Annotated in this window: 20 protein-coding genes; 11 read left to right on the top strand and 9 right to left on the bottom strand. The window is 33.7% G+C overall.

What is annotated here, in order from left to right; translation table 11 throughout:
• Positions 1–2: 2 nt before the first annotated feature.
• Positions 3–872 (bottom strand): M23 family metallopeptidase, encoded by an 870-nt coding sequence (locus tag RM520_RS02605; RefSeq protein WP_311384149.1) that lies wholly within the window; start codon positions 870–872, stop codon positions 3–5.
• A gap of 182 nt (positions 873–1,054) precedes the next feature.
• Here RM520_RS02605 and RM520_RS02600 point away from each other — a divergent pair, with 182 nt between their 5' ends.
• Both RM520_RS02600 and RM520_RS02595 read left to right on the top strand, forming a co-directional pair.
• Positions 1,055–1,249 (top strand): Sec-independent protein translocase subunit TatA/TatB, encoded by a 195-nt coding sequence (locus RM520_RS02600; protein WP_311349814.1) that lies wholly within the window; start codon positions 1,055–1,057, stop codon positions 1,247–1,249.
• Between the two features lie 227 nt (positions 1,250–1,476).
• Positions 1,477–3,570 carry an OmpA family protein gene (locus RM520_RS02595; protein ID WP_311384148.1) on the top strand — a complete coding sequence of 698 codons (2,094 nt, stop codon included), beginning with the start codon at positions 1,477–1,479 and terminating at the stop codon, positions 3,568–3,570.
• A gap of 73 nt (positions 3,571–3,643) precedes the next feature.
• Here the strand turns inward: RM520_RS02595 and RM520_RS02590 are convergent, their stop codons facing one another.
• The 3 genes from RM520_RS02590 to RM520_RS02580 form a co-directional block, all read right to left on the bottom strand.
• Positions 3,644–4,630, bottom strand: a complete 987-nt coding sequence (locus RM520_RS02590; RefSeq protein ID WP_311384147.1) for a DUF4837 family protein — start codon at positions 4,628–4,630, stop codon at positions 3,644–3,646.
• 99 nt (positions 4,631–4,729) lie between these two features.
• Entirely contained in the window at positions 4,730–6,325 is a 1,596-nt protein-coding gene (locus tag RM520_RS02585) for a LysM peptidoglycan-binding domain-containing protein (RefSeq protein ID WP_311386860.1), read from the bottom strand.
• 118 nt (positions 6,326–6,443) lie between these two features.
• Positions 6,444–7,634: a phosphoglycerate kinase gene (locus RM520_RS02580; RefSeq protein WP_311386859.1), complete on the bottom strand. Its 1,191-nt coding sequence runs from the start codon at positions 7,632–7,634 to the stop codon at positions 6,444–6,446.
• 224 nt (positions 7,635–7,858) lie between these two features.
• On the opposite strand from RM520_RS02580, the gene RM520_RS02575 reads away from it, so the two are divergent.
• The 9 genes from RM520_RS02575 to RM520_RS02535 are packed head-to-tail and all read left to right on the top strand — an operon-like array spanning position 7,859 to position 14,805.
• A complete protein-coding gene (locus RM520_RS02575) occupies positions 7,859–8,650 on the top strand; it encodes a DUF6090 family protein (protein WP_311386858.1) in 792 nt (263 codons plus the stop codon).
• A gap of 20 nt (positions 8,651–8,670) precedes the next feature.
• On the top strand, positions 8,671–9,417 hold the full coding sequence (locus RM520_RS02570) for a DUF6090 family protein (RefSeq protein ID WP_311384143.1): 747 nt from the start codon (positions 8,671–8,673) through the stop codon (positions 9,415–9,417).
• A gap of 2 nt (positions 9,418–9,419) precedes the next feature.
• The gene (locus RM520_RS02565) at positions 9,420–10,187 is read left to right on the top strand and encodes a DUF6090 family protein (protein ID WP_311384142.1); all 768 of its coding nucleotides are present in this window, start codon (positions 9,420–9,422) and stop codon (positions 10,185–10,187) included.
• Positions 10,188–10,967, top strand: a complete 780-nt coding sequence (locus RM520_RS02560) for a DUF6090 family protein (protein ID WP_311384141.1) — start codon at positions 10,188–10,190, stop codon at positions 10,965–10,967.
• 41 nt (positions 10,968–11,008) lie between these two features.
• A complete protein-coding gene (locus tag RM520_RS02555; protein WP_311384140.1) occupies positions 11,009–11,713 on the top strand; it encodes a DUF6090 family protein in 705 nt (234 codons plus the stop codon).
• A gap of 31 nt (positions 11,714–11,744) precedes the next feature.
• A complete protein-coding gene (locus RM520_RS02550; RefSeq protein ID WP_311384139.1) occupies positions 11,745–12,458 on the top strand; it encodes a DUF6090 family protein in 714 nt (237 codons plus the stop codon).
• 51 nt (positions 12,459–12,509) lie between these two features.
• A complete protein-coding gene (locus RM520_RS02545) occupies positions 12,510–13,199 on the top strand; it encodes a DUF6090 family protein (RefSeq protein WP_311386857.1) in 690 nt (229 codons plus the stop codon).
• A gap of 44 nt (positions 13,200–13,243) precedes the next feature.
• Entirely contained in the window at positions 13,244–14,395 is a 1,152-nt protein-coding gene (locus RM520_RS02540) for a DNA polymerase III subunit (RefSeq protein WP_311384137.1), read from the top strand.
• Positions 14,396–14,406: 11 nt separating this feature from the next.
• The gene (locus RM520_RS02535) at positions 14,407–14,805 is read left to right on the top strand and encodes a DoxX family protein (protein WP_311384136.1); all 399 of its coding nucleotides are present in this window, start codon (positions 14,407–14,409) and stop codon (positions 14,803–14,805) included.
• Between the two features lie 73 nt (positions 14,806–14,878).
• On the opposite strand, the gene RM520_RS02530 is transcribed toward RM520_RS02535, so the two are convergent.
• From RM520_RS02530 to mnmG, 5 genes are all read right to left on the bottom strand, one after another.
• Entirely contained in the window at positions 14,879–15,379 is a 501-nt protein-coding gene (locus tag RM520_RS02530; protein ID WP_311384135.1) for an OmpH/Skp family outer membrane protein, read from the bottom strand.
• 223 nt (positions 15,380–15,602) lie between these two features.
• Positions 15,603–16,433, bottom strand: coding sequence for a class I SAM-dependent methyltransferase (locus RM520_RS02525; protein ID WP_311384134.1), 831 nt, complete (start codon positions 16,431–16,433; stop codon positions 15,603–15,605).
• Entirely contained in the window at positions 16,411–16,971 is a 561-nt protein-coding gene (locus tag RM520_RS02520) for a hypothetical protein (protein WP_311384133.1), read from the bottom strand. The genes RM520_RS02525 and RM520_RS02520 overlap by 23 nt, the downstream gene beginning before the upstream one ends.
• Positions 16,972–17,170: 199 nt before the next feature.
• Positions 17,171–17,635: a hypothetical protein gene (locus RM520_RS02515; RefSeq protein WP_311386856.1), complete on the bottom strand. Its 465-nt coding sequence runs from the start codon at positions 17,633–17,635 to the stop codon at positions 17,171–17,173.
• 8 nt (positions 17,636–17,643) lie between these two features.
• A complete protein-coding gene (gene mnmG, locus RM520_RS02510) occupies positions 17,644–19,512 on the bottom strand; it encodes a tRNA uridine-5-carboxymethylaminomethyl(34) synthesis enzyme MnmG (protein ID WP_311386855.1) in 1,869 nt (622 codons plus the stop codon).
• Positions 19,513–19,514 lie beyond the last annotated feature (2 nt).

The raw sequence follows: 19,514 nt of genomic DNA, 5'->3' as shown, positions 1-19,514 counted from the left end.
AACTAGTTAAAGTCAATAAAGTCTTGTGGATTAACAGGCTTGCCCTTTATCCAAAGTTCGAAATGTAAATGTGGCCCCGTTGTAAGCTCACCAGTATTACCCACTGAGGCAATTACCTCACCGGCTTTCACTATGTCACCCTGTGACTTACTCAATGATCCATTGTGTTTATAAACGGATATCAAATCATCTTTATGCTCAATTATAATAACATAGCCTGTACTCGCTGTCCATTCAGAAAAAATTACCGTGCCGTCAGCTATAGATTTTACAGGTGAACCTTGCGGAGCTACAACATCAATAGCATAATGTTTCTTTTCCAGGTCATATTCTTGAGAAGGTGTTCCGTTCACTGGAGAAAATAAAATAATCCCTAAATTTTCAGTATTCCTTTCAAATAAATTGTACTTGTCTTCTAGTTCAACTTGCTCCCTTAGCTGTAAATCTTCCTGTATAGGAGCTAAATTAATATTAGAAGGGTCGAGTTTGTATCGTTCAAAAAGCGAGTCTCTATTTATTTCATTATTCTCAATATCACCACGTAATACCTTTCTAACATTTTCAAGATACTTATTGGTATAATTTAATACGGTTACTAAAGAATCCGTCTTATAGGTGAGTTCTGTGGCTTGTCTTTTAAGTTTTGTAGACGAATATCCTGGTATGTATTCTCTTAATGGGCTAAATGCAATAAGCAAAGTCGTAAGTCCAATTAAAACGATAGTAAACAAAGTAGCGCTTATGAATACATTCAGCCTGCTTAGTTTAAAAGAGATTTTTTCTTCAAAAGTATTTTCATTTAGTATTACCAAACGATACTTATGAAGTAACTTTTTCTTAATCTCTTTGCCTTTCTTGGGTTTCTTCGCCATTTACAACAAATATAATCTTAGATTTTAATATGTCAACATCTCATCATTTTTTGTGAAACATTTAGTAATCAGAATGTCATCATTGCTAAACTGCAATTTATTCTGAAGAAATACGTTTTTAGATAGCAAAACACTTGAGTGTTTTTTTATTACTTTTACATTTCATTAAAACCGTTGATTCTATGACGTCTTTATATATTTTTCTTGGTCTTGTTGGTCCGTGGCAAATTGCTTTGATAGTGGTAATTGTACTACTTCTGTTTGGAGGTAAAAAAATTCCAGAATTAATGCGCGGTCTTGGTAGTGGAATAAAAGAATTTAAAGATGCTTCCAAAGAAGATGAAAAGCTTGAAGATGGCAGTGAGCCAAAGGCTTAAATCAATTCTTTCCTTCCGCAATTTGATTGAAAATTGCTAAAATATTTTTCTTTAAACTACTTCAGCGTGTATTTTATGCCGTAATCGGCAGAGTTCACAACAAAAAATTAGTTAAGATTTACTATTACAATACATTTGGTTTAAGGTTAATATTAACCATAAACTAAATCTAACACCGGTTCTGCGCAAACTGCTTAAGAACCCGACAAATTTAACCTCACTGGGTTATGAAAAAAATAGTATTTCTTTTAGCCTGTTTTTCATTTATTGGTTTAAAATCTCAAACATTAACTTCTTTACAGTTTGAAGAAGATATGGAGCCTTTAACTGAAAGCAAAACCTATACCAATTCAAGAACTTCAGAAGTTAATGCACTTAAAGCACTTTCAAAAAAAAGGCTTAAAGGAGTAGAACGCAGTTCGTATATTGATAAGGTAATTTCTAAAGCAGACGATTACTTCGAGAAAATGTGGTATTCAGAATCTGCTGAACTTTATGATTTAGCACTTAAGAAGAATGCTAATAGCTTTTCTAAAGAATTATTACAAAGAGCCGGTGATGCACATTACTTTAATGGCAACATGGAAAAAGCTCATTTTTGGTATAGCAAATTATTTGATGGCTATAAAAATGAAGTTTCCGATTCTGACTATTTCAGATACGCTCACTCTCTAAAAGGAACTGGCAGATATAATAGAGCAAAAAGAATACTTCGCATATTTAATGAACAACAAATTACTGACGAAGGAGAAGATTCAAAAAGAAGGTATGCAAAGAAACTTGCAGAGGAAATGGTAAAAAATATTGAAATTAAAAATTTGAATGCCAATTCAAAATTTTCAGATTTCTCTCCAATGTTCCATAATGAAAATGAATTAGTTTTTGCCTCAGCAAAAGATTCTTCTTTTTTAAATACCAGAAGGTATAAATGGAACAATCAGCCTTTCTTAGATTTATATGTTGGTGAGATTGAGGAAAACAAAGAAAACCTGCGTAACGTTAAAAAGTTCTCTAAAAAAGTAAATTCAAAATACCACGAAGCTGCGGTAACTTTTGCTCCGGATAACAAAACGATGTTTTTAACCAGAAATAATTATGGTAAAAAATTAAAACGTGCAAAAAACGGTGTTAGTCATTTAAAATTATATCGTTCCGATTTAGTTGATAATGAATGGACAGAGCCTGTTGAATTACCTTTTAATAGTGAAGAATACTCAACGGGTCATCCGGCAATGAGCTCAGATGGAAAAAGACTCTTTTTTGTATCTGATATGCCTGGTGGTTTTGGGGGAACGGATTTATATGTTGTAGACCTATTAGACAACAATAAATATTCTAAACCAAGAAATTTAGGTCGTGCCGTGAATACTGGAAAACGAGAAATGTTTCCTTTCGTCACGAAAAATAAATTATACTTTTCTTCAGATAGAGAATTAGGGCTAGGAGGCCTAGATATTTATGAATCTGGTTTTGAAGATGAGAATTTTCAAGTTGCTGTTAATGTGGGTCAACCTATTAATAGTAATAGAGATGATTTCTCATATATTGCAGATGAGACAGGTTCTAATGGATACTTTGCCTCTAATAGAACAGGTGGCAAGGGTGACGATGATATTTACTCCTTTAAAGAAATACCTGCAGAAAAAGAAGTTGTTGAAGAGAAAGAGGAGTATACTAATATTGTAGGTGTGGTAAAAGATATCATTACTGGTGAAGCTATGCCAAATGCTTCTATAACACTTTTAGATGCGAATAATGAATCTTTGAAAGAAGTACAAACTGATAGTCAAGGTAGATTTACTTTTAATGATTTACCAAGGAATACTGCATTCACTATTGCTACTGCGAGAGATGAATTTCAAGAAGAGTCCAATTCAATTAATTCAGGCGATGAAGAAATCGTTACAGTTGATGTGAGCTTAACGAGAATAGACGAAATGATTGTCTCTGATAATGGAGTAAAAATGTTGAAAACAGAAAACATTTACTTCAATTTTGATAACTATTCAATTCGTGAAGATGCCAAAAAAGAATTAGATAAATTGGTGCAAGTTTGGGATCAATATCCAAATATGGTTATAAAAATTGAATCTCATACGGATGCTAGTGGTTCTAAAGCATATAACAGATTACTTTCTGATAAAAGAGCAAAAGCGACTAAAAATTACCTGCTATCTAAGGGTATAGATAAATCTAGAATCTATAGTGCTGTCGGCTATGGCGAACAATATCCAATTAACGACTGTACAGATGGTGTTAATTGTGATAAAATCAAGCACGAACAAAACAGGCGTTCAGAGTTTATTATCGTAAGTATGTAAGCACATATTATAAGAAAACAAAAGCCCCTAATGCTTGAACATTAGGGGCTTTTTTTATGGTTATAACCTTTTGTCATTCAAATTGTACAGTTTTTAAAATAGCCTCTAGCTCCAAAAGATCGTCTCTTTTATTAGCTGATGGCGCAAAAATAAAGCCCTCTAAAACTAATTTTCTGTCATTTGGTTTGTCATTAATGATATAGGTTAAAAACGGACCAGCCATTGGGTAACCATTAATTTCCCAAATGCCTCTAACCTCAGCAGCTTTACGGCCACCAATCTCAGTTGGAAAAACATAAGGAGCAAAGGCCTTTTCAGTCATCATATAGGTGGTTTTTCCAGGAACATCAGGTCCAGGAATATATTTTTTACCGATAGAGTCTCGCATACTCACAATATCACCAACAAAAGTAGAATCAGTTGTAAAGCTATTCCACGGCATACTATAAGCGATAATATTCATATTCCCTTTAAGTATTTGACGGTCCATCCAAACAAAATTCTCATCGTGCTTACCAACACTATAAACCGAAGGCACATTGAGTTGAATGCCAAACTCTTCTTTTAAATCCTGTTCCTTATTCAAGGATCTTTTAAATCGTTTTTGAGCTTGGCTAATTTCATTAGTTTTAAAAGCCTCAATAGCTTTTGGAGCCAGTAAGTCAATATTAGCAACCAACTCGCCATAATCTCTACCTTTAATTACAGCCACCTTTTGTGGCGTAGCATAAACATCAGATTTAACATGAGCTATTGATAAGGTATCTTGTTGTACAAAAAGTACAGATCTTGAATTTGTTGTGGCTCCTTTAAATACTTGTGGTGGAATCTGTATGAGTGATAATATGGCTTCACTTTGCGGCACAGCCAAGACTCTAGCAGCAAAATGCTCTCTCACCTTATCCCCAATAGCGCCTTTCCAAAGCTCATTATCCATTACAACCATGAGTGAATTTACAGCACCAGTAGAGGGCGGTAGAAATCTTTCAGATTTAGAATTGTTTTTACAAGAATTGAAGGCCAAAGTAGCCAGAAGCAGTAGTGTTCCTATTTTTCGCATAACAAATCTAAAATACAGAATTTATAGAAACCAAATACTTTAAATGAGTGTAACTGCCTTTTTGATTAGTGTAGCTCCAAAAAGTGCATAAGCGTCCTTTTAAGACGAGCAGTTACATAAACGGAGTTTATCTCCTGGTTTAAGGTTTCTGCCGCTAATACCGTTCCATTGCCTCAAATTTTCAATTGTAATTCCAGGGTATTTTTTTGAAATGGTCCAGAGAGAATCTCCTGATTGTACTACATGTACTTTAGAAGGGTCTTTTGGCAACTGAGTGTTTGGTTTGCTAACCTTTTTTGTTGATGCAACTGTTGGGACCGATTTTCTTGGATAAATGCTTAAACGTTGTCCAATTCTAAGATTATTACTTCTAAGTCCATTCCAGCGCTTAATTTGGCTTACACCAACGCCATATCGCTCTGCTATTTTACCTAAGTAATCGCCACTTTTAACACGATATCGAATTTTATCACTACTCGATACTAATTGTGGTAGCGGTTTTTCTATGGAATCAAGCTGTTCTTTGGCATAGGCATAAATAGCATCTTCATTGTTGACAAACTGGCCAACTTGCTTTATTGGTAAACGTAAAGCATACTTTTTATGTTCTACTTTAGGAATAATATTCAATTTATAAGCAGGGTTAAGTACCTCTAACTCTTCAACAGAAATGTCTATCAGTTTTGCTACTTGGTCAAAAGTAATGAGCTCTTTTACATGTATTGTATCTGTTTCAAAATAAGGCCTATCTACCTTTTTACCTTTTAAGCCGTGTTCATCAGCATACTCGAATAAATACATGGTTGCTAAAAACGCTGGAACATATCCTGCTGTTTCTCGAGGAAGATTACCCCTTATATTCCAAAAGTTTTTATATCCTCCAGAACGTCGTATTGCCTTGTTTACATTACCTGGGCCTGAATTATAAGCTGCCAAAGCCAAATCCCAATCATCAAATATACCGTACAGTCTTTTTAAATATTTTGCTGCAGCTTTAGTAGACGCAATGGGGTCTCTTCGATCGTCCACATAACTACTTACATTTAAATCATACATTTTACCCGTTGCAAACATAAATTGCCATAAGCCAGTAGCTCCAACTCGTGATTTAGCTTTAGGGTTTAAAGCAGATTCAACAATCGCTAAATATTTTATTTCAAGTGGAACATCAAAATTATCGAGCTCTTGTTCAAAAAGCGGAAAGTAAAATTGACTTGTAGTCAGCATTTTTTCAATCAAACCACGTCTTCTAGTTAAAAACGATTTGATGACACTTTCTAAAGAAGCATTATACCCAATATTGAATGGTGTTTTATCATTTAGTCGTTTCAATCTGGCTTTAAGTGTGTCCGTAGGCAGGTCAACTACATAGCTTTCTCCGGTTTTTAAATCGCTGACTTCAGCATACATCTCATCAAAAAGAGAAGCATTTTTATAAAGTTCTGCTAACCAAAGGCTATCGTATTGATAAGCCTGCGCTAAATCTTCTAACTGAGTTGTTTCTTTCTTAATGGCAATGGCTGGTATATCAAGCGCAGTGTCATCTAAAGTAGCCTTGCCACTGCTGGTTTTAATAAAACCAGTACTAACGGTATCCATTTGCTTAACAGCCGTAGTATCTATTTGTTGAGCTGAAAGTTCTCCTGTACATAAAAACAGTATCGCAGCCCAAAAATGAAAATATAGTGCCTTCATTTCAGTCCTAAATTAATTTCGGGACTAACGAAAATGCGGTATTTTATTGAAAAAATAAAGGAATATGGACAAAACCATCAAAAATTAAGATAAAGTCCGTTTATCGATAAGAGCCTTGTTAGTCTAATATGGCAGCAATACCCGGTAGCGTTTTCCCTTCTAAACTCTCTAACATTGCCCCACCGCCAGTTGAGACATAACTAACCTTATCTTCAAAACCAAATTGCTTTACAGCTGCAACAGAATCGCCTCCACCAACTAAAGAAAATGCTCCGTTTTGCGTAGCCTCATCAATAGCGTTACCAATAGCAATAGTGCCTTTTGCGAAGCTTTCCATCTCAAAAACACCGACAGGACCATTCCAAAGAATGGTTTTAGATTTTAGAATTACTTCTCTAAAGTTTTCTAGTGTTGCTGGTCCGGCATCTAAACCTTGCCAGCCATCAGGAATGGCATCAACCGCCACACCTTGGGTTTTTGCATTATTGTCAAAATCATCTGCAGCTAACACATCAACAGGTAGGTGTACTTCTACTCCTTTTGCGGCAGCTTGTTTTAAAATATCTAAGGCCAGTGGCATTTTATCGTCTTCACAAATAGAATCTCCTACTTGTCCCCCTTGGGCTTTTATAAAAGTATAGGTCATTCCGCCACCAATAATGAGGTGGTCTACTTTGTCTAAAATATTCTCAATGATGGTTATTTTAGAAGACACCTTAGCACCACCTAAAATTGCTGTAACTGGTTTTTCGCCCGTTTGCATCACTTTTTCAATAGCCTTAATTTCTTTTGCCAATAAATAACCGAAACACTTATTCTCAGAAAAATAGTTGGCTACAACGGTTGTTGAAGCATGAGCTCTGTGCGCAGTGCCAAAAGCATCATTTACATATATATCACCATATTGTGAAAGCTTTTCTGCAAAAGCCGCATCGCCATTGGTTTCTTCCTCATAAAAACGAAGGTTTTCTAAAAGTAAAATCTCGCCGTTTTCTAAATTAGCATATGCCTCATCCACCTTTTCACCAATACAATCAGGAACAAATTTTACTTGTACACCAATAATTTCAGAAACAGTATTGCAAATATGCTGTAAAGACATGTCTTCATTACGTTTTCCTTTTGGTCTTCCCAAATGACTCATTAAAACAGCACTGCCACCATCTTCTAAAATTTTCAAGATTGTTGGTTTAGCAGCATCTATTCTGCTGGTATCCGTTATATTAAATTCAGCATCCAATGGCACGTTGAAATCAACACGGATTAGTGCCTTTTTATCTTCAAAATTGAAATCTTCTAATGTTTTCATGAGTTACTTGGTATGATTGCCAAAAGTAAAGATTTCTAATAGCTTTATCTTGTTAGCAAATCACTAAATTTTGATGTTTTTGTGGTTTTTAAATTCATTTATTTCGAATACTTCCTAGGCCATTTTCAATCCAAAACACTGAAATTGAGTGGTTTTTGTTAAAATGAAGCTTGCGTTCTTGTATATTTGATACAATTGCTTCCCCACCAACCAACCAAAAACCAATGTTTAAATTCTTTCGAAAAATTCGCGTGAAACCCATTTCAGAGGGCAAAACAGGCAAATATTTTAAATATGCCATCGGCGAAATTATCTTAGTCGTGATTGGTATACTTATAGCATTACAGATTAATAACTGGAATCAAAATCGCATCAATAAATTAGAAGAGCAACGCATTTTTCAAGATTTGGGCGAAGAACTGCAGTTTAACAGGTTTCTTATGAAAAATGGAACCGAAAAAATGCAAGAAGTAATTGCTTCAGCAGAACGCATGCTAGACTGGGTTAATACTTCTCCAAAAGAGTTCAACCAAAGTTTATTTGACCAAGATTTAGATAAACTCACATGGGTTTGGCTAGCTGGAAGACCAACTACACTCTACGATGTCTTAAGTGCTTCAGGAGATTTTGACTTAATAACTTCCTCCAATCTCCGTAAAAAACTTGCTGATTTCAAAAGAGGTCAAGAAACATTGATCGCCTTTGAGTACAATCAAAATCGTTTTGTAGATAATCAACTACGTCCTTTTCTAAACAAAAATGTTGATAGAACAACCGTTAGGTCTATTTATAAATCATCTCAATTGATTACTACTGAACATGACTCTCCTTTTATATCAAACCATATAGAATTACTACAAAACAGAGAGTTTGCCAATCTGTTGACTGATCTTATTTTTTTTACAAAAAGAATTGAAGAAAACTACTCGCGACTAAAGCATGACATTATTGAAATAGACTCGTTGATGCATGTAAAATATCCTAGCATGGAGACAAAGACTTATATACCTTACTAACCATGAGTTAAAATGCAGCTATGATTAAATTCTTTAGAAAAATCCGTCAAAACCTCCTCTCAGAAGGTAAAACTACCAAGTATTTCAAATATGCCATTGGTGAAATTATCCTTGTGGTTATTGGGATTCTACTCGCACTTCAGATTAATAATTGGAATGAAGGGCAAAAAACAAGAAAACTTGAAAAATCGACGCTAATCGAAATCAAGAATTCTTTAGAGATGGATATTCAAAACCTTAACAACCAAATTGAATCACAATTACAAAATGCTAAGTATGCTACAGTTCTATTAAACCACATAAAGCATAAAAAAGCTTATTCGACAGAAATAGACATTCTATGGGAAAAAGTTGTTCAGTATTTTTTTGTGGATTTTAATACCTCAGCTTACAAACTTCTAGAATCTCGTGGTATAGATATCATTGAAAACGAAGAACTCAGACAAAGAATAGTGGATCACTATAATTTGGAGCAAACATCAATGAAGCGAAGCACAGATGTTTCCGAACATTTAAGCAATGAAAACCTAGTCTATTTCTTTGATCGTGTATACAATGACATCACCCCAGATTTTGAAAAAAGCTTTGATTATAAAAATGAGAAATGGATCCCTCAAGATTATGAAGCGCTTTTAAATGACCCAAGTTTAATCCCGAAAATCAGTCATAACATAAAGGTGAGATATCGCTTTTCTCAACTTCTTCGAGAATTCTTAAAAAAACAAAGGTTATTGGTCAAAGACATTGAAGTAGAGCTAAATAAATAACTATGATTAAATTCTTTCGTAAAATTCGCCAAAACCTTCTTATAGAAAACAAAACAGGTAAGTACATTAAATACGCCATTGGCGAAATTGTACTTGTGGTCATTGGTATTTTGATTGCGCTTCAGATTAATAATTGGAACACAGCACATATTGAGAGTAAAGCTTCAGCAAATCTAATGGCTAGATTGCTAGTTGAAAGCAAAAAAAATAAGGAAGCGCTATCTGAGAATATTAAACGAATCGAATCATTAATGACAGATTCTGAAAGACTGCTTCAATTTATGGGCAATGACTTTACTGATAAAAATGAAAAAACAATCGATACCTTAATTTATTCTCTTTTAACATCCCCTAGTTTAAAATATAAATCTTCTACGCTTGATGAGGCATTAAGTTCTGGTGCAATTTCTTTGATAGCCTCAGATAGTCTTCGAGATTTCTTATATCAAATCCCAAGTATTTATGCAGGCATTCAAAGGAATGAGAAAAATGAAGATATAGACGGCTCAGACAACTTTGTGCCTTATCTCTACGACAATATTTCGCTAAGACAAGTAGATTACAGTTTTGCACCTATCAAAGATAGAATTGGTAAAAGCAAACTGGATTACAGTGATAATAGAATTATTTTAAAAGACAGAAAATTTGAGAGTATGATCGATAATAAAATGTTCTTACTTAGCTCTTTATTAAGATTAAACACTGATTATCAAAAGTTTAATAATAAAACTATAAAGTTATTAGAACTAGAAATAGATAAGTTAAAATAAATGATAAAATTCTTCAGAAAAATTCGCCAAAACTTGCTTTCAGAAGGTAAAACAGGCAAATATTTTAAATATGCCATTGGTGAAATTATCCTTGTGGTTATTGGAATTCTTTTGGCGCTTCAAATAAACACCTGGAACCAACAACGCATTGAAGACAAAAAAGAAACAGAATTAATTTCTGCACTAATAGATGAGTTTAAAGATAATTTAATAGCCTTAGAAGAATCTATTAGCATCAATAATAAAGTGACCGAATCTTGTATAAACCTTACTCAAATTATTAGGTCAGATTCATTGGCTAAAAAACATGAACAAGTTGATGAATTATTGCTTGCTATTGGCAATTTTCATTCTTTTGATGCAAGAGTCGGCATTTCTAACGAGATTGTAAATTCTGGAAAATTAAGTCTTTTAAAAAATGAAGCGCTAAGAGTACAATTAAGTGATTGGCTCAAAAATATTAGTGATGACGAAGAAGACTTTCGTTTTAGAGCAGATAACTACACCATAAACTTAATGCCTTTTTTGATGAAGCGATTTCCCTTAGCCAATGGTGAGTTAACCAAAAAACTCCCTTTTGACAGAAATAATAGTTTGAAAGTCTATAAGGAAGCCTCTCCTTTCAAGTTTAATTTATCCAGAACCGATTTGATGGAATTAGAAAATCAAGTTTGGCATCACAAGCACAACAATGATTATATCGTCATTAATGAAGGTAACTTAAAGGAATTTATATTAGCTACCATAGATATGCTAGAACAAGAACTGAAAAAAGGATAACGATGCTAAAATTCTTTAGAAAAATTCGCCAAAACCTTCTCATGGAAAATAAAACAGGTAAATACTTTAAATACGCTATTGGCGAAATTATTCTTGTGGTTATTGGGATTCTTATCGCTTTGCAGGTAAATAATTGGAATGAGCTTCGTAAAACAAAAAGTGAGCAAGCGACCTTACTAAAATCGGTTAAACAAGATTTAATGTCTGATATAGACTATTTAAAAGAATTCATTAAAAAAACAGACTCAAATTTTAATATCTTAAATGAACAATCGCAATATGTAAACAGTATTTCATACAGTAAAGATTCCTTAATCCATTTCTTAAAAAAAGAGATCAATGTAATTTCGGTTGGGTTTAAAGGTTTTAATAACAACACTTATGAATCTATGAAAGCCTCGGGCAAATTAGATTTATTTGATAATATTCTTAAAGAGCAGTTGTACGATCTTTCTATTCCTCAAAATGCTACCGAAGAAACATACAAAACCTTTAGGGATGACTATTATGATGAAATAGAAATGCTTGCTGCTTCTTATCCAATACCAGTCCCGCATTCATTTATAAAAAACACCCCTGAAAATGACTTTATTTGGGATAATGTAAACCGGAAAGACTTAATGTTAAAGCTTAATTCATGGGGAAGTGTAAAAGCAAATTTTTGTAGAAATAATCTAAGAAATTTTAAAAATACTTTAGAAAAAACAAAGGTTGTTTTAAAAATAATGGAAAAGGGAAATGATTAAATTCTTTCGTAAAATCCGCCAAAACATGCTCATGGAAAACAAAACGGGCAAATACTTTAAATACGCCATAGGCGAAATTATTCTTGTGGTAATTGGTATTCTTATTGCCCTTCAGATTAACAATTGGAATGAAAACCAACAAGAAAAAAGACAAGAACTCAAACAACTAAAAGCCTTAAAACTAGAGTTTGATAAAAATTTAATTTCATTTGATAGTATTTTTAATCATCATATCGGTAATGAAGCAGCTACTTTAAAGCTGATGAATGCAAAGGATAAAAATTATACACTTGAAACACTCGATAGCTTATTTTTAAAAACGATTTATAATTACAATTTTGACCCATCAAGAGGAATATATAATTCATTAATAAATTCAGGACAAATAGAACTCATATCAAATGAGTTACTTAAGTACAAAATTGCAGAAATTCAAGACCTCGTTGTAGATTATATTGATGATGAAAATCTGGCAAGATATTATAGTACTGATGTGATAATATCATTTACTGTAAATCAAATGCCATATAATCCCCTTCGATTCTATAAAAACCGTAGTTCTGAAGAAAAGGATAAGCATTATAAACTATTCCAAAAAATGATTGATAATAGAATATTTATTGAGCATTTATCAATTTTAAGTGTTTACAGAATTGGTGTATTTGAAGAAGGAAAAAAAGTCAGAAAAGGATATCAGGAAATTATTGACTTAATAAATCAAGAAATTTCAAGAATTGAAAATTAAATGATAAAATTCTTCCGCCATATACGTCGTTCGCTAATCCAAGAAAACAAAATGGGTAAATACTTTAAATACGCTATTGGTGAAATATTACTTGTTGTAATTGGGATTTTAATTGCGCTCCAAATTAATAATTGGAATGAAGATAATAAATCAAAAGAAAAGGAACATATAGCATTAGCTGAAATTGTATCTGATTTAGAGTACAGCATTAATGATCTCAATAAAATCAAAAGTGAAGGAAAATACAGTACCCTAAAAAGTATCGATGCTTTGAAAACTTTAATAGAGGTTACGGAGAAGAAGGAACCATATCGAGATTCTTTAGGTGTATATTTTGATGTTGCTTTTTCATATGATGAAGCAGATTTTAAAATAAGTGGTTATAATTCCCTTTCCTCTATAGGAATGGATTTAGTTCAGAATCCCGCCATTCGTTCTTCAATAGGTGAGTTTTATACATCAATAATCCCTGATTATGAAGAAGCTTATGATGAAATACGACAAGATTTTCATGAATATATGTTAGACTATTTACGCAAGGACTTTGTTATTCAAGATGAGGCACCTTCAAAAAGATTGATCGTTCCTAATGATTTTGAAAATCTAAAGAATGATAAAGAATACATACAGTCCTTACGCACATTTTTAGATGTTAAAAAGTATTATGTGAATAAATTAAATCTAACACTGGATCAAGCAGAGTTACTAAAAAGTCATATTGAAAGCTATATTCATGATTAAATTCTTTAGAAAAACCAATCAAAGCGAAAGTGTATATTTGTTTGATGCTGTTTAAAGACATTTTAGGTTTAGAACATATTAAAAAGCATTTAAGTTCAAGTGCTGATGCTCGGCGTATACCTCATGCGCAACTTTTTGTCGGTCAAGAAGGCACAGGAGTCTTACCTGCAGCAATAGCTTATGCCCAATACATCCTTTGTCAAAACCATAACGGAGAAAATGAAGGCAAGAATCAAGCTTGTAATGCCAAATGCGCCTCTTTAACGCATCCTGATTTACATTTTGCCTTTCCTGTATCTAATTCCGACAAAGTCAAGAGTCATGCCGTTAGTGATCATTATTTGCCGGAATGGAGAGCCTTTGTTAATGAGCAACCGTATGGTAATCTTTTTGACTGGTATCAAGCTATCGGAATTGAAAAAAAACAAGGGCAAATTGGCGTTGATGAATCTCAAGACATCGTTAAAAAACTAGCTCTTAAATCCTACGAAGGTGGTTATAAAGTATTTATAATTTGGATGGCCGAAAAAATGAATATTGCAGCATCAAATAAACTATTAAAACTCATTGAAGAACCACCAGAAAAGACTGTGTTATTATTGCTCGCTGAAGATGAAGAGCAAATCATAACCACTATAAAATCGCGATGTCAATTAGTACATTTTCCTCCATTAGCGGAAGAGGTAATCGCTGAAGGTTTAATCAAAAAAGGCTTAGATAAGGCAGAAGCTGGGCGCATTGCGCATGAAGCTAATGGCAACTTCAACAAGGCCATAGATTTGATGAACAACGATTCTGAAGATTTGGTTTTTGAAAAATGGTTCGTGCAATGGGTTCGAAGCGCTTTTAAAGCAAAAGGAAACAAAGCGGCTATACATGAGCTTTTATCATGGAGTGAAGAAGTGGCTAAAAATGGTCGTGAGGTTCAAAAGAAGTTTCTTCAATACTGCATTGCTATTATAAGACAAGCTTTATTACTCAATTTTAAAGCAGATGAATTAGTATATGCCAAAATTCATGTAGACGGGTTTGACTTAAAAAAGTTTGCCCCTTTTATTCATGAAAATAATATTCTAGACATTACAAAAGAATTAGAAGAAGCCATTTTTCATGTGGAACGTAACGGCAATTCAAAAATTATCTTTACCGATTTATCTATAAAACTAACACGCCTCTTACATACCAAGGCGGCTTAAATCAACCTAATATGCACTTACATTTTTATGAGAATGCTACAGAAACCGTTTTACTTATCTTTTTGATAATCACATTTTTACAAAGTGGGATTGATAAAATAAAAGATTGGAAAGGCAACCTTTCATGGTTAATTGGGCATTTTTCAAAATCTCCTTTTAAAAATAGCGTTCCACTATTATTAGGTATCATTACTGTTGTTGAAATGGCAGCAGGAATTTTAGCCCTAATTGGCTTAGTACATCTGCTACTTTTTGACCATAAAGATTTTGCTCTTTATGCTGCTTTAGTTTCTTGTTTGGCATTATTAATGTTGTTCATTGGGCAGCGAATCAATAAAGACTATGAAGGGGCTAAGACTATTGTTATCTATCTGATTCCCAGTGTTTTTCTTTTGTTTTTATTACAATAAGGCGAACATTTAAACACATAAAAAAAGCCTTAACATCAAAATGCTAAGGCTTTTTAATTGTATACTAACAAGACTACTTTTTGTAGTTGTCATTTAATATTTTAAGTATTTCGCTAGTTAAATCTTTAGTTTCTTCCCCGTAAAGAACACTTCCACCTTCACCGCCAGTTAAAATATAGGTAAAGCCATTAGTTTTGCCATAAGCAGTAATCTCTCTCTTCATTTTGCTTACAACACTGTCCAACTCAGTTTGACCACTCTGTTGTAATTGCTGCTGTTCTTGCTGCAATTGCTGTCCTATAAATTGACTTTTTTGCTGTAATAAGCCTAGTTCTTCTTGTGCCTTAGCTTGAGATAACCTTTTAGCCTGAAGGGCTTGATATTCAATTTGAAAGGCCTGAGAAATACTATCGCTTTTTTTAGTAAGCGCATCGCGCTTTTCATTGAACTTGGCTTCTACCTCAATTTTTTCTTGATAGCCGTCTAATAGTTTCACATTATTAACATAGCCAATTTTGTCTTGTTGGCATGAAGCCATAAGAAGTACAGTTATAATAAATACTAATTTTTTCATCTCATTAATTTTACGTTCGGCAAAAATATAAAAAGCCGCTACATATCACAGAAACTTTGGATTTTAATTAACCAAGACTTCGTATAGAGAAAAGTTATGGTTTTGTAAGTTTGTTATTTGTTTTTGTTATAAAAATACAATCGGTATAAAGCCGTCTAAGCGCTGTTGAGCTTTGACTAATAACGATATAAGGAATTAGTTGAAATCGTTACTCAGAGCTTATCTAAACCTTCTTTTTAAGAATATATATGTGTGAAGAGTATTCTTTTGTTCGTTTTCCTTTCAAATTAGACTTCAAACCAATATAAAGTGCTTTCATATAGTTTTGTTTTCCATTTTTATATTTTTCCGATAACAGGGATACGTAAAAAGAATCAAACAACATTGGTTTTGTTTTTATCAATCTCATTTGATTTTTTGAAAAGATTTTTTCAATTGCAGTTTTTGAAAAATGCCATAGGTGCCTCGGCACATCAAAAGCAGCCCAATGCTCTTTATAATAATTTGCATCTAAAGAATTAAAATTAGGAACGGCAATAATTAAAGTGCCGTCATCTTCCAATAGGTTACAAATTTGTTCAATATCGGTTTCTAAATTAGGCAAGTGCTCTAAAACATGCCAAAGGGTTATTACATTAAATTTTTGTCCCGCTACATCATTTAATGAAGCCAAAAGTGACACCCCTTTCTCTACGGCATTTTGTTGGGCCAAAGCATTTGGTTCGATTCCCCAGGTTTTCCAACCAGCTTTTTGGGCAGCAAGTAAAAAATCTGCTGTGCCAGCTCCAATATCTAAAAGTCTTTTATCTGAAACTTGAAATGAGTTGATGAGCTTCACCTTCTTTTTTAAACTATATCTTTTAACTAATTGATATACTTTATCTACCAAACTCTTTTTTGAATCGGTATGCGAAATATAAACTTCGCTTTCATAGTATTTTTCTAAATTATTCGGCTTTGGTTTGGTGATGAGCATATCTAAATCCTCATCATGAAATAATTCAAAGGCCTCTTTGGTAACAGAAAAGTCTTTAGTTTTTAAATACAACTTCATTGTAATTATGAGTAGAAAGGTATTCGTCTTTTAAAGCCCGAAGATACGGCAAAACTATATCCCTTGAATCTGATTCTTCATGCAAGCAGTCTTTTTCAGTTATGCTAAAAACTTCCATTACAATGTACCAATTACCATTTCTTAAAATCGTACTATCTTCATTGGTAGTATACGTTTCAAAATCTTCATTTTTAAGAGTAGCATTCGCAGCAATATCGAATGCCAATGGAAATAAATTAAGTGCCTTGTCTTGTATTTCTACCTCATAAAAAGAAAAGAAATATTCCTTTTCATCAATTGTAAATGGAACCTGAACGTCTACGTAGTAATCTTCAAGGTCATATTTAATATTTACATAATCATAAAATTCATTCGCTTCTTTAGGGTCTTCAAACACAAAAGTAGTTTTCTTAGGAAGGCCTCTTTTAAACCGCTGGCCCTTCACTACTTTATAGTCTGAAATGGTTGGGGCAATTCTAATAGGAATACATGAATTTAAAAATAGTATGCCTAAACAAATGGTTGAGAATTTTCTCATTTTTAATTTTTGATTTAGTTGAATATTCTATTCTCAAAAACCACGCCATTTTAAAATTAAGAAATATAGATGACGAACTTATAATTGAACTTTTTGTCAATTAGAAGTTCAAATGAATGTTTGTAATCTAGTTCCAAGGTTTTTTTAAAACCGAAAAAGGGGTTGATTTTAATGTAGATTGTTCCACGTGGAACGTCGTTTATTTTCGAACTTCCGTAGTAATCTGCAAAATTTCACCGAGCATTTTTGCTCGAGTTGAAGCCGTTTCAAATGAACTTGTCTTGAATATTGTAAAATGTCTGCTGCCTTCAAACAAACGAATGACATATTTATCTGTTCTGTTCTGCTTTCCCATCGCAGCAACAGGACCCCAATTAAAATTGCTCTTAAACGAAGCCGGAAAAGCACGAATCACATCTGCATTTAAAGATTTTAATTTTGTCTTTAAAACCGTTAGTCCAAATAATTTTAGATGCTTGAAATGAACACCTTCTTTGCAAATTTCGTAGGAAATCGAATAGCCTAATAGCGAACTTCCTATTGCACCCATGCTTATAATTTGGCTCAAAGGCACCTTAGTACTATTCAAAGAAACTGCTGTTAATAGTAGTAATATAAAACCTAACACTTTTGGTGTAATTGGTTTTTCTTGTTTAAAAAACATTGAGGTTTTCATCGTCCTAAAAACACTAAAAGCACACTAATGTCTGAAGGCGAAACACCGCTTATACGAGACGCTTGAGAAATAGTTACAGGTCGAATAGCTTCTAGCTTCTCTCGTGCTTCATATGATAATGATTTCAATTTTCTATAATCAAAATCATCAGGAATTTTAATGTTTTCTAAACGTAAAAGTTTGTCTGCATTGTTCTTTTCCTTGGCGATATAACCTGAATACTTTACTTGAATCTCGGCTTGCTCTAATACTTCAGTGTCTAGTTCATGTTCATTTACAAAATCAGAAACAGCAGCTAATCTAAGCATATGTTCCATAGTCACCTTAGGTCTAGAAAACACTTTGAACATTTTATCTGATTGCTTCACTGTTGCTGATGAAACCTCTTCTAAAATAGGATTCATTTCCTCCGGAGTATAACTAGTAGTTTTAAAGAACTCCACAAATTTATCTGAATTCGTCAACTTCTTTTCCATTCTTTTCAACCGTTCTTCACCTGCTAAACCTAAATCAAAGCTTCTTGGTGTCAGTCGTAAATCAGCATTGTCTTGTCGCAACAAAGTTCGATACTCCGCTCTTGACGTGAACATTCGATAAGGCTCTTCTGTGCCTTTAGTAATTAAATCATCAATTAAAACGCCTATATAAGCTTCATCTCTTTTTAATATGAAAGACTCCTTTTCGTTAATCTTTAAATGCGCATTTATTCCCGCCATTATACCTTGAGAAGCTGCTTCTTCATAACCTGTGGTTCCATTTATCTGACCTGCAAAATATAGATTCTCAATAACCTTAGTTTCCAAAGTATGTTTTAATTGAGTCGGTGGGAAATAATCATATTCAATTGCATATCCTGGACGAAAGAACTTTACGCTCTCAAAACCTACTACCGATTTTAGTGCCTTGTATTGCACATCTTCTGGTAAGGATGTAGAAAAACCGTTTACATAAACCTCAACAGTATGCCACCCTTCTGGCTCTACAAAAATTTGATGCGCATCTTTATCTGCAAATCGGTTAATTTTATCTTCAATTGAAGGGCAATATCGTGGCCCAATACTTTTTATTCTACCATTAAACATTGGAGAACGATCAAACCCTTCACGTAACAAATCGTGAACCAATGCGCTTGTATGCGTCATATGACAGTCCCGTTGTTCTGTCAACTTTTGCGTGTTTAAATAAGAGAATTTTTCAGGATTACTATCACCCGGTTGAACAATCATTTTAGAATAATCTAAAGATCTTCCATCAACCCTTGGAGGTGTTCCAGTTTTCATTCTACCACTTTCAAAACCAAAATCAGATAATTGCTCAGTGATTCCTGTAGCGGCTTTCTCACCTGCTCTACCACCTCCAAATTGCTTTTCACCAATATGAATAAGACCATTTAAAAAAGTTCCGTTAGTCAGCACAACCGCCTTAGCCTTTATATCTATCCCTAAGGATGTTCTCACCCCTACCACCTTATCTCCTTCGACCAACAAACCAGAAACCATCTCTTGATAAAAGTCTACATTAGGAGTTCTTTCCAAAGCTAAACGCCATTCCTCTGCAAATCTCATCCTATCATTCTGAGCCCTTGGACTCCACATCGCTGGTCCTTTAGACTTGTTCAGCATCTTAAACTGTATGGCCGACTTGTCGGTTATAACTCCGCTATAACCCCCAAGAGCATCAATCTCACGTACAATTTGTCCTTTTGCAATTCCGCCCATAGCAGGATTACAAGACATTTGTCCAATTGTCTGGAGGTTCATAGTCACCAATAAGGTTTTTGAACCCATATTAGCAGCTGCGGCCACAGCTTCTGCGCCGGCATGTCCACCTCCTACTACTATAACATCATATTGTTTTTCAAACATAA

This window comes from Croceitalea vernalis (assembly GCF_031846405.1).
GTDB classification, from domain to species: Bacteria; Bacteroidota; Bacteroidia; order Flavobacteriales; family Flavobacteriaceae; genus Croceitalea; species Croceitalea vernalis.
The sequence above is the reverse complement of the archived record's forward strand: the minus strand, read 5'-3'. Positions and strand labels throughout refer to the sequence as shown.

What these genes read in the sequence shown, in the direction of transcription:
- RM520_RS02570 (WP_311384143.1), top strand. Translation starts at nt 8,671, where the DNA reads ATGATTAAATTCTTTAGAAAAATCCGTCAAAACCTCCTCTCAGAAGGT.
- RM520_RS02550 (WP_311384139.1), top strand. Translation starts at nt 11,745, where the DNA reads ATGGAAAACAAAACGGGCAAATACTTTAAATACGCCATAGGCGAAATT.
- RM520_RS02590 (WP_311384147.1), bottom strand. Translation starts at nt 4,630, where the DNA reads ATGCGAAAAATAGGAACACTACTGCTTCTGGCTACTTTGGCCTTCAAT.
- RM520_RS02525 (WP_311384134.1), bottom strand. Translation starts at nt 16,433, where the DNA reads ATGAAGTTGTATTTAAAAACTAAAGACTTTTCTGTTACCAAAGAGGCC.
- RM520_RS02575 (WP_311386858.1), top strand. Translation starts at nt 7,859, where the DNA reads ATGTTTAAATTCTTTCGAAAAATTCGCGTGAAACCCATTTCAGAGGGC.
- mnmG (WP_311386855.1), bottom strand. Translation starts at nt 19,512, where the DNA reads ATGTTTGAAAAACAATATGATGTTATAGTAGTAGGAGGTGGACATGCC.
- RM520_RS02560 (WP_311384141.1), top strand. Translation starts at nt 10,188, where the DNA reads ATGATAAAATTCTTCAGAAAAATTCGCCAAAACTTGCTTTCAGAAGGT.
- RM520_RS02585 (WP_311386860.1), bottom strand. Translation starts at nt 6,325, where the DNA reads ATGAAGGCACTATATTTTCATTTTTGGGCTGCGATACTGTTTTTATGT.
- RM520_RS02605 (WP_311384149.1), bottom strand. Translation starts at nt 872, where the DNA reads ATGGCGAAGAAACCCAAGAAAGGCAAAGAGATTAAGAAAAAGTTACTT.
- RM520_RS02565 (WP_311384142.1), top strand. Translation starts at nt 9,420, where the DNA reads ATGATTAAATTCTTTCGTAAAATTCGCCAAAACCTTCTTATAGAAAAC.
- RM520_RS02535 (WP_311384136.1), top strand. Translation starts at nt 14,407, where the DNA reads ATGCACTTACATTTTTATGAGAATGCTACAGAAACCGTTTTACTTATC.
- RM520_RS02540 (WP_311384137.1), top strand. Translation starts at nt 13,244, where the DNA reads ATGCTGTTTAAAGACATTTTAGGTTTAGAACATATTAAAAAGCATTTA.
- RM520_RS02520 (WP_311384133.1), bottom strand. Translation starts at nt 16,971, where the DNA reads ATGAGAAAATTCTCAACCATTTGTTTAGGCATACTATTTTTAAATTCA.
- RM520_RS02600 (WP_311349814.1), top strand. Translation starts at nt 1,055, where the DNA reads ATGACGTCTTTATATATTTTTCTTGGTCTTGTTGGTCCGTGGCAAATT.
- RM520_RS02515 (WP_311386856.1), bottom strand. Translation starts at nt 17,635, where the DNA reads ATGTTTTTTAAACAAGAAAAACCAATTACACCAAAAGTGTTAGGTTTT.
- RM520_RS02555 (WP_311384140.1), top strand. Translation starts at nt 11,009, where the DNA reads ATGGAAAATAAAACAGGTAAATACTTTAAATACGCTATTGGCGAAATT.
- RM520_RS02545 (WP_311386857.1), top strand. Translation starts at nt 12,510, where the DNA reads ATGGGTAAATACTTTAAATACGCTATTGGTGAAATATTACTTGTTGTA.
- RM520_RS02530 (WP_311384135.1), bottom strand. Translation starts at nt 15,379, where the DNA reads ATGAAAAAATTAGTATTTATTATAACTGTACTTCTTATGGCTTCATGC.
- RM520_RS02580 (WP_311386859.1), bottom strand. Translation starts at nt 7,634, where the DNA reads ATGAAAACATTAGAAGATTTCAATTTTGAAGATAAAAAGGCACTAATC.
- RM520_RS02595 (WP_311384148.1), top strand. Translation starts at nt 1,477, where the DNA reads ATGAAAAAAATAGTATTTCTTTTAGCCTGTTTTTCATTTATTGGTTTA.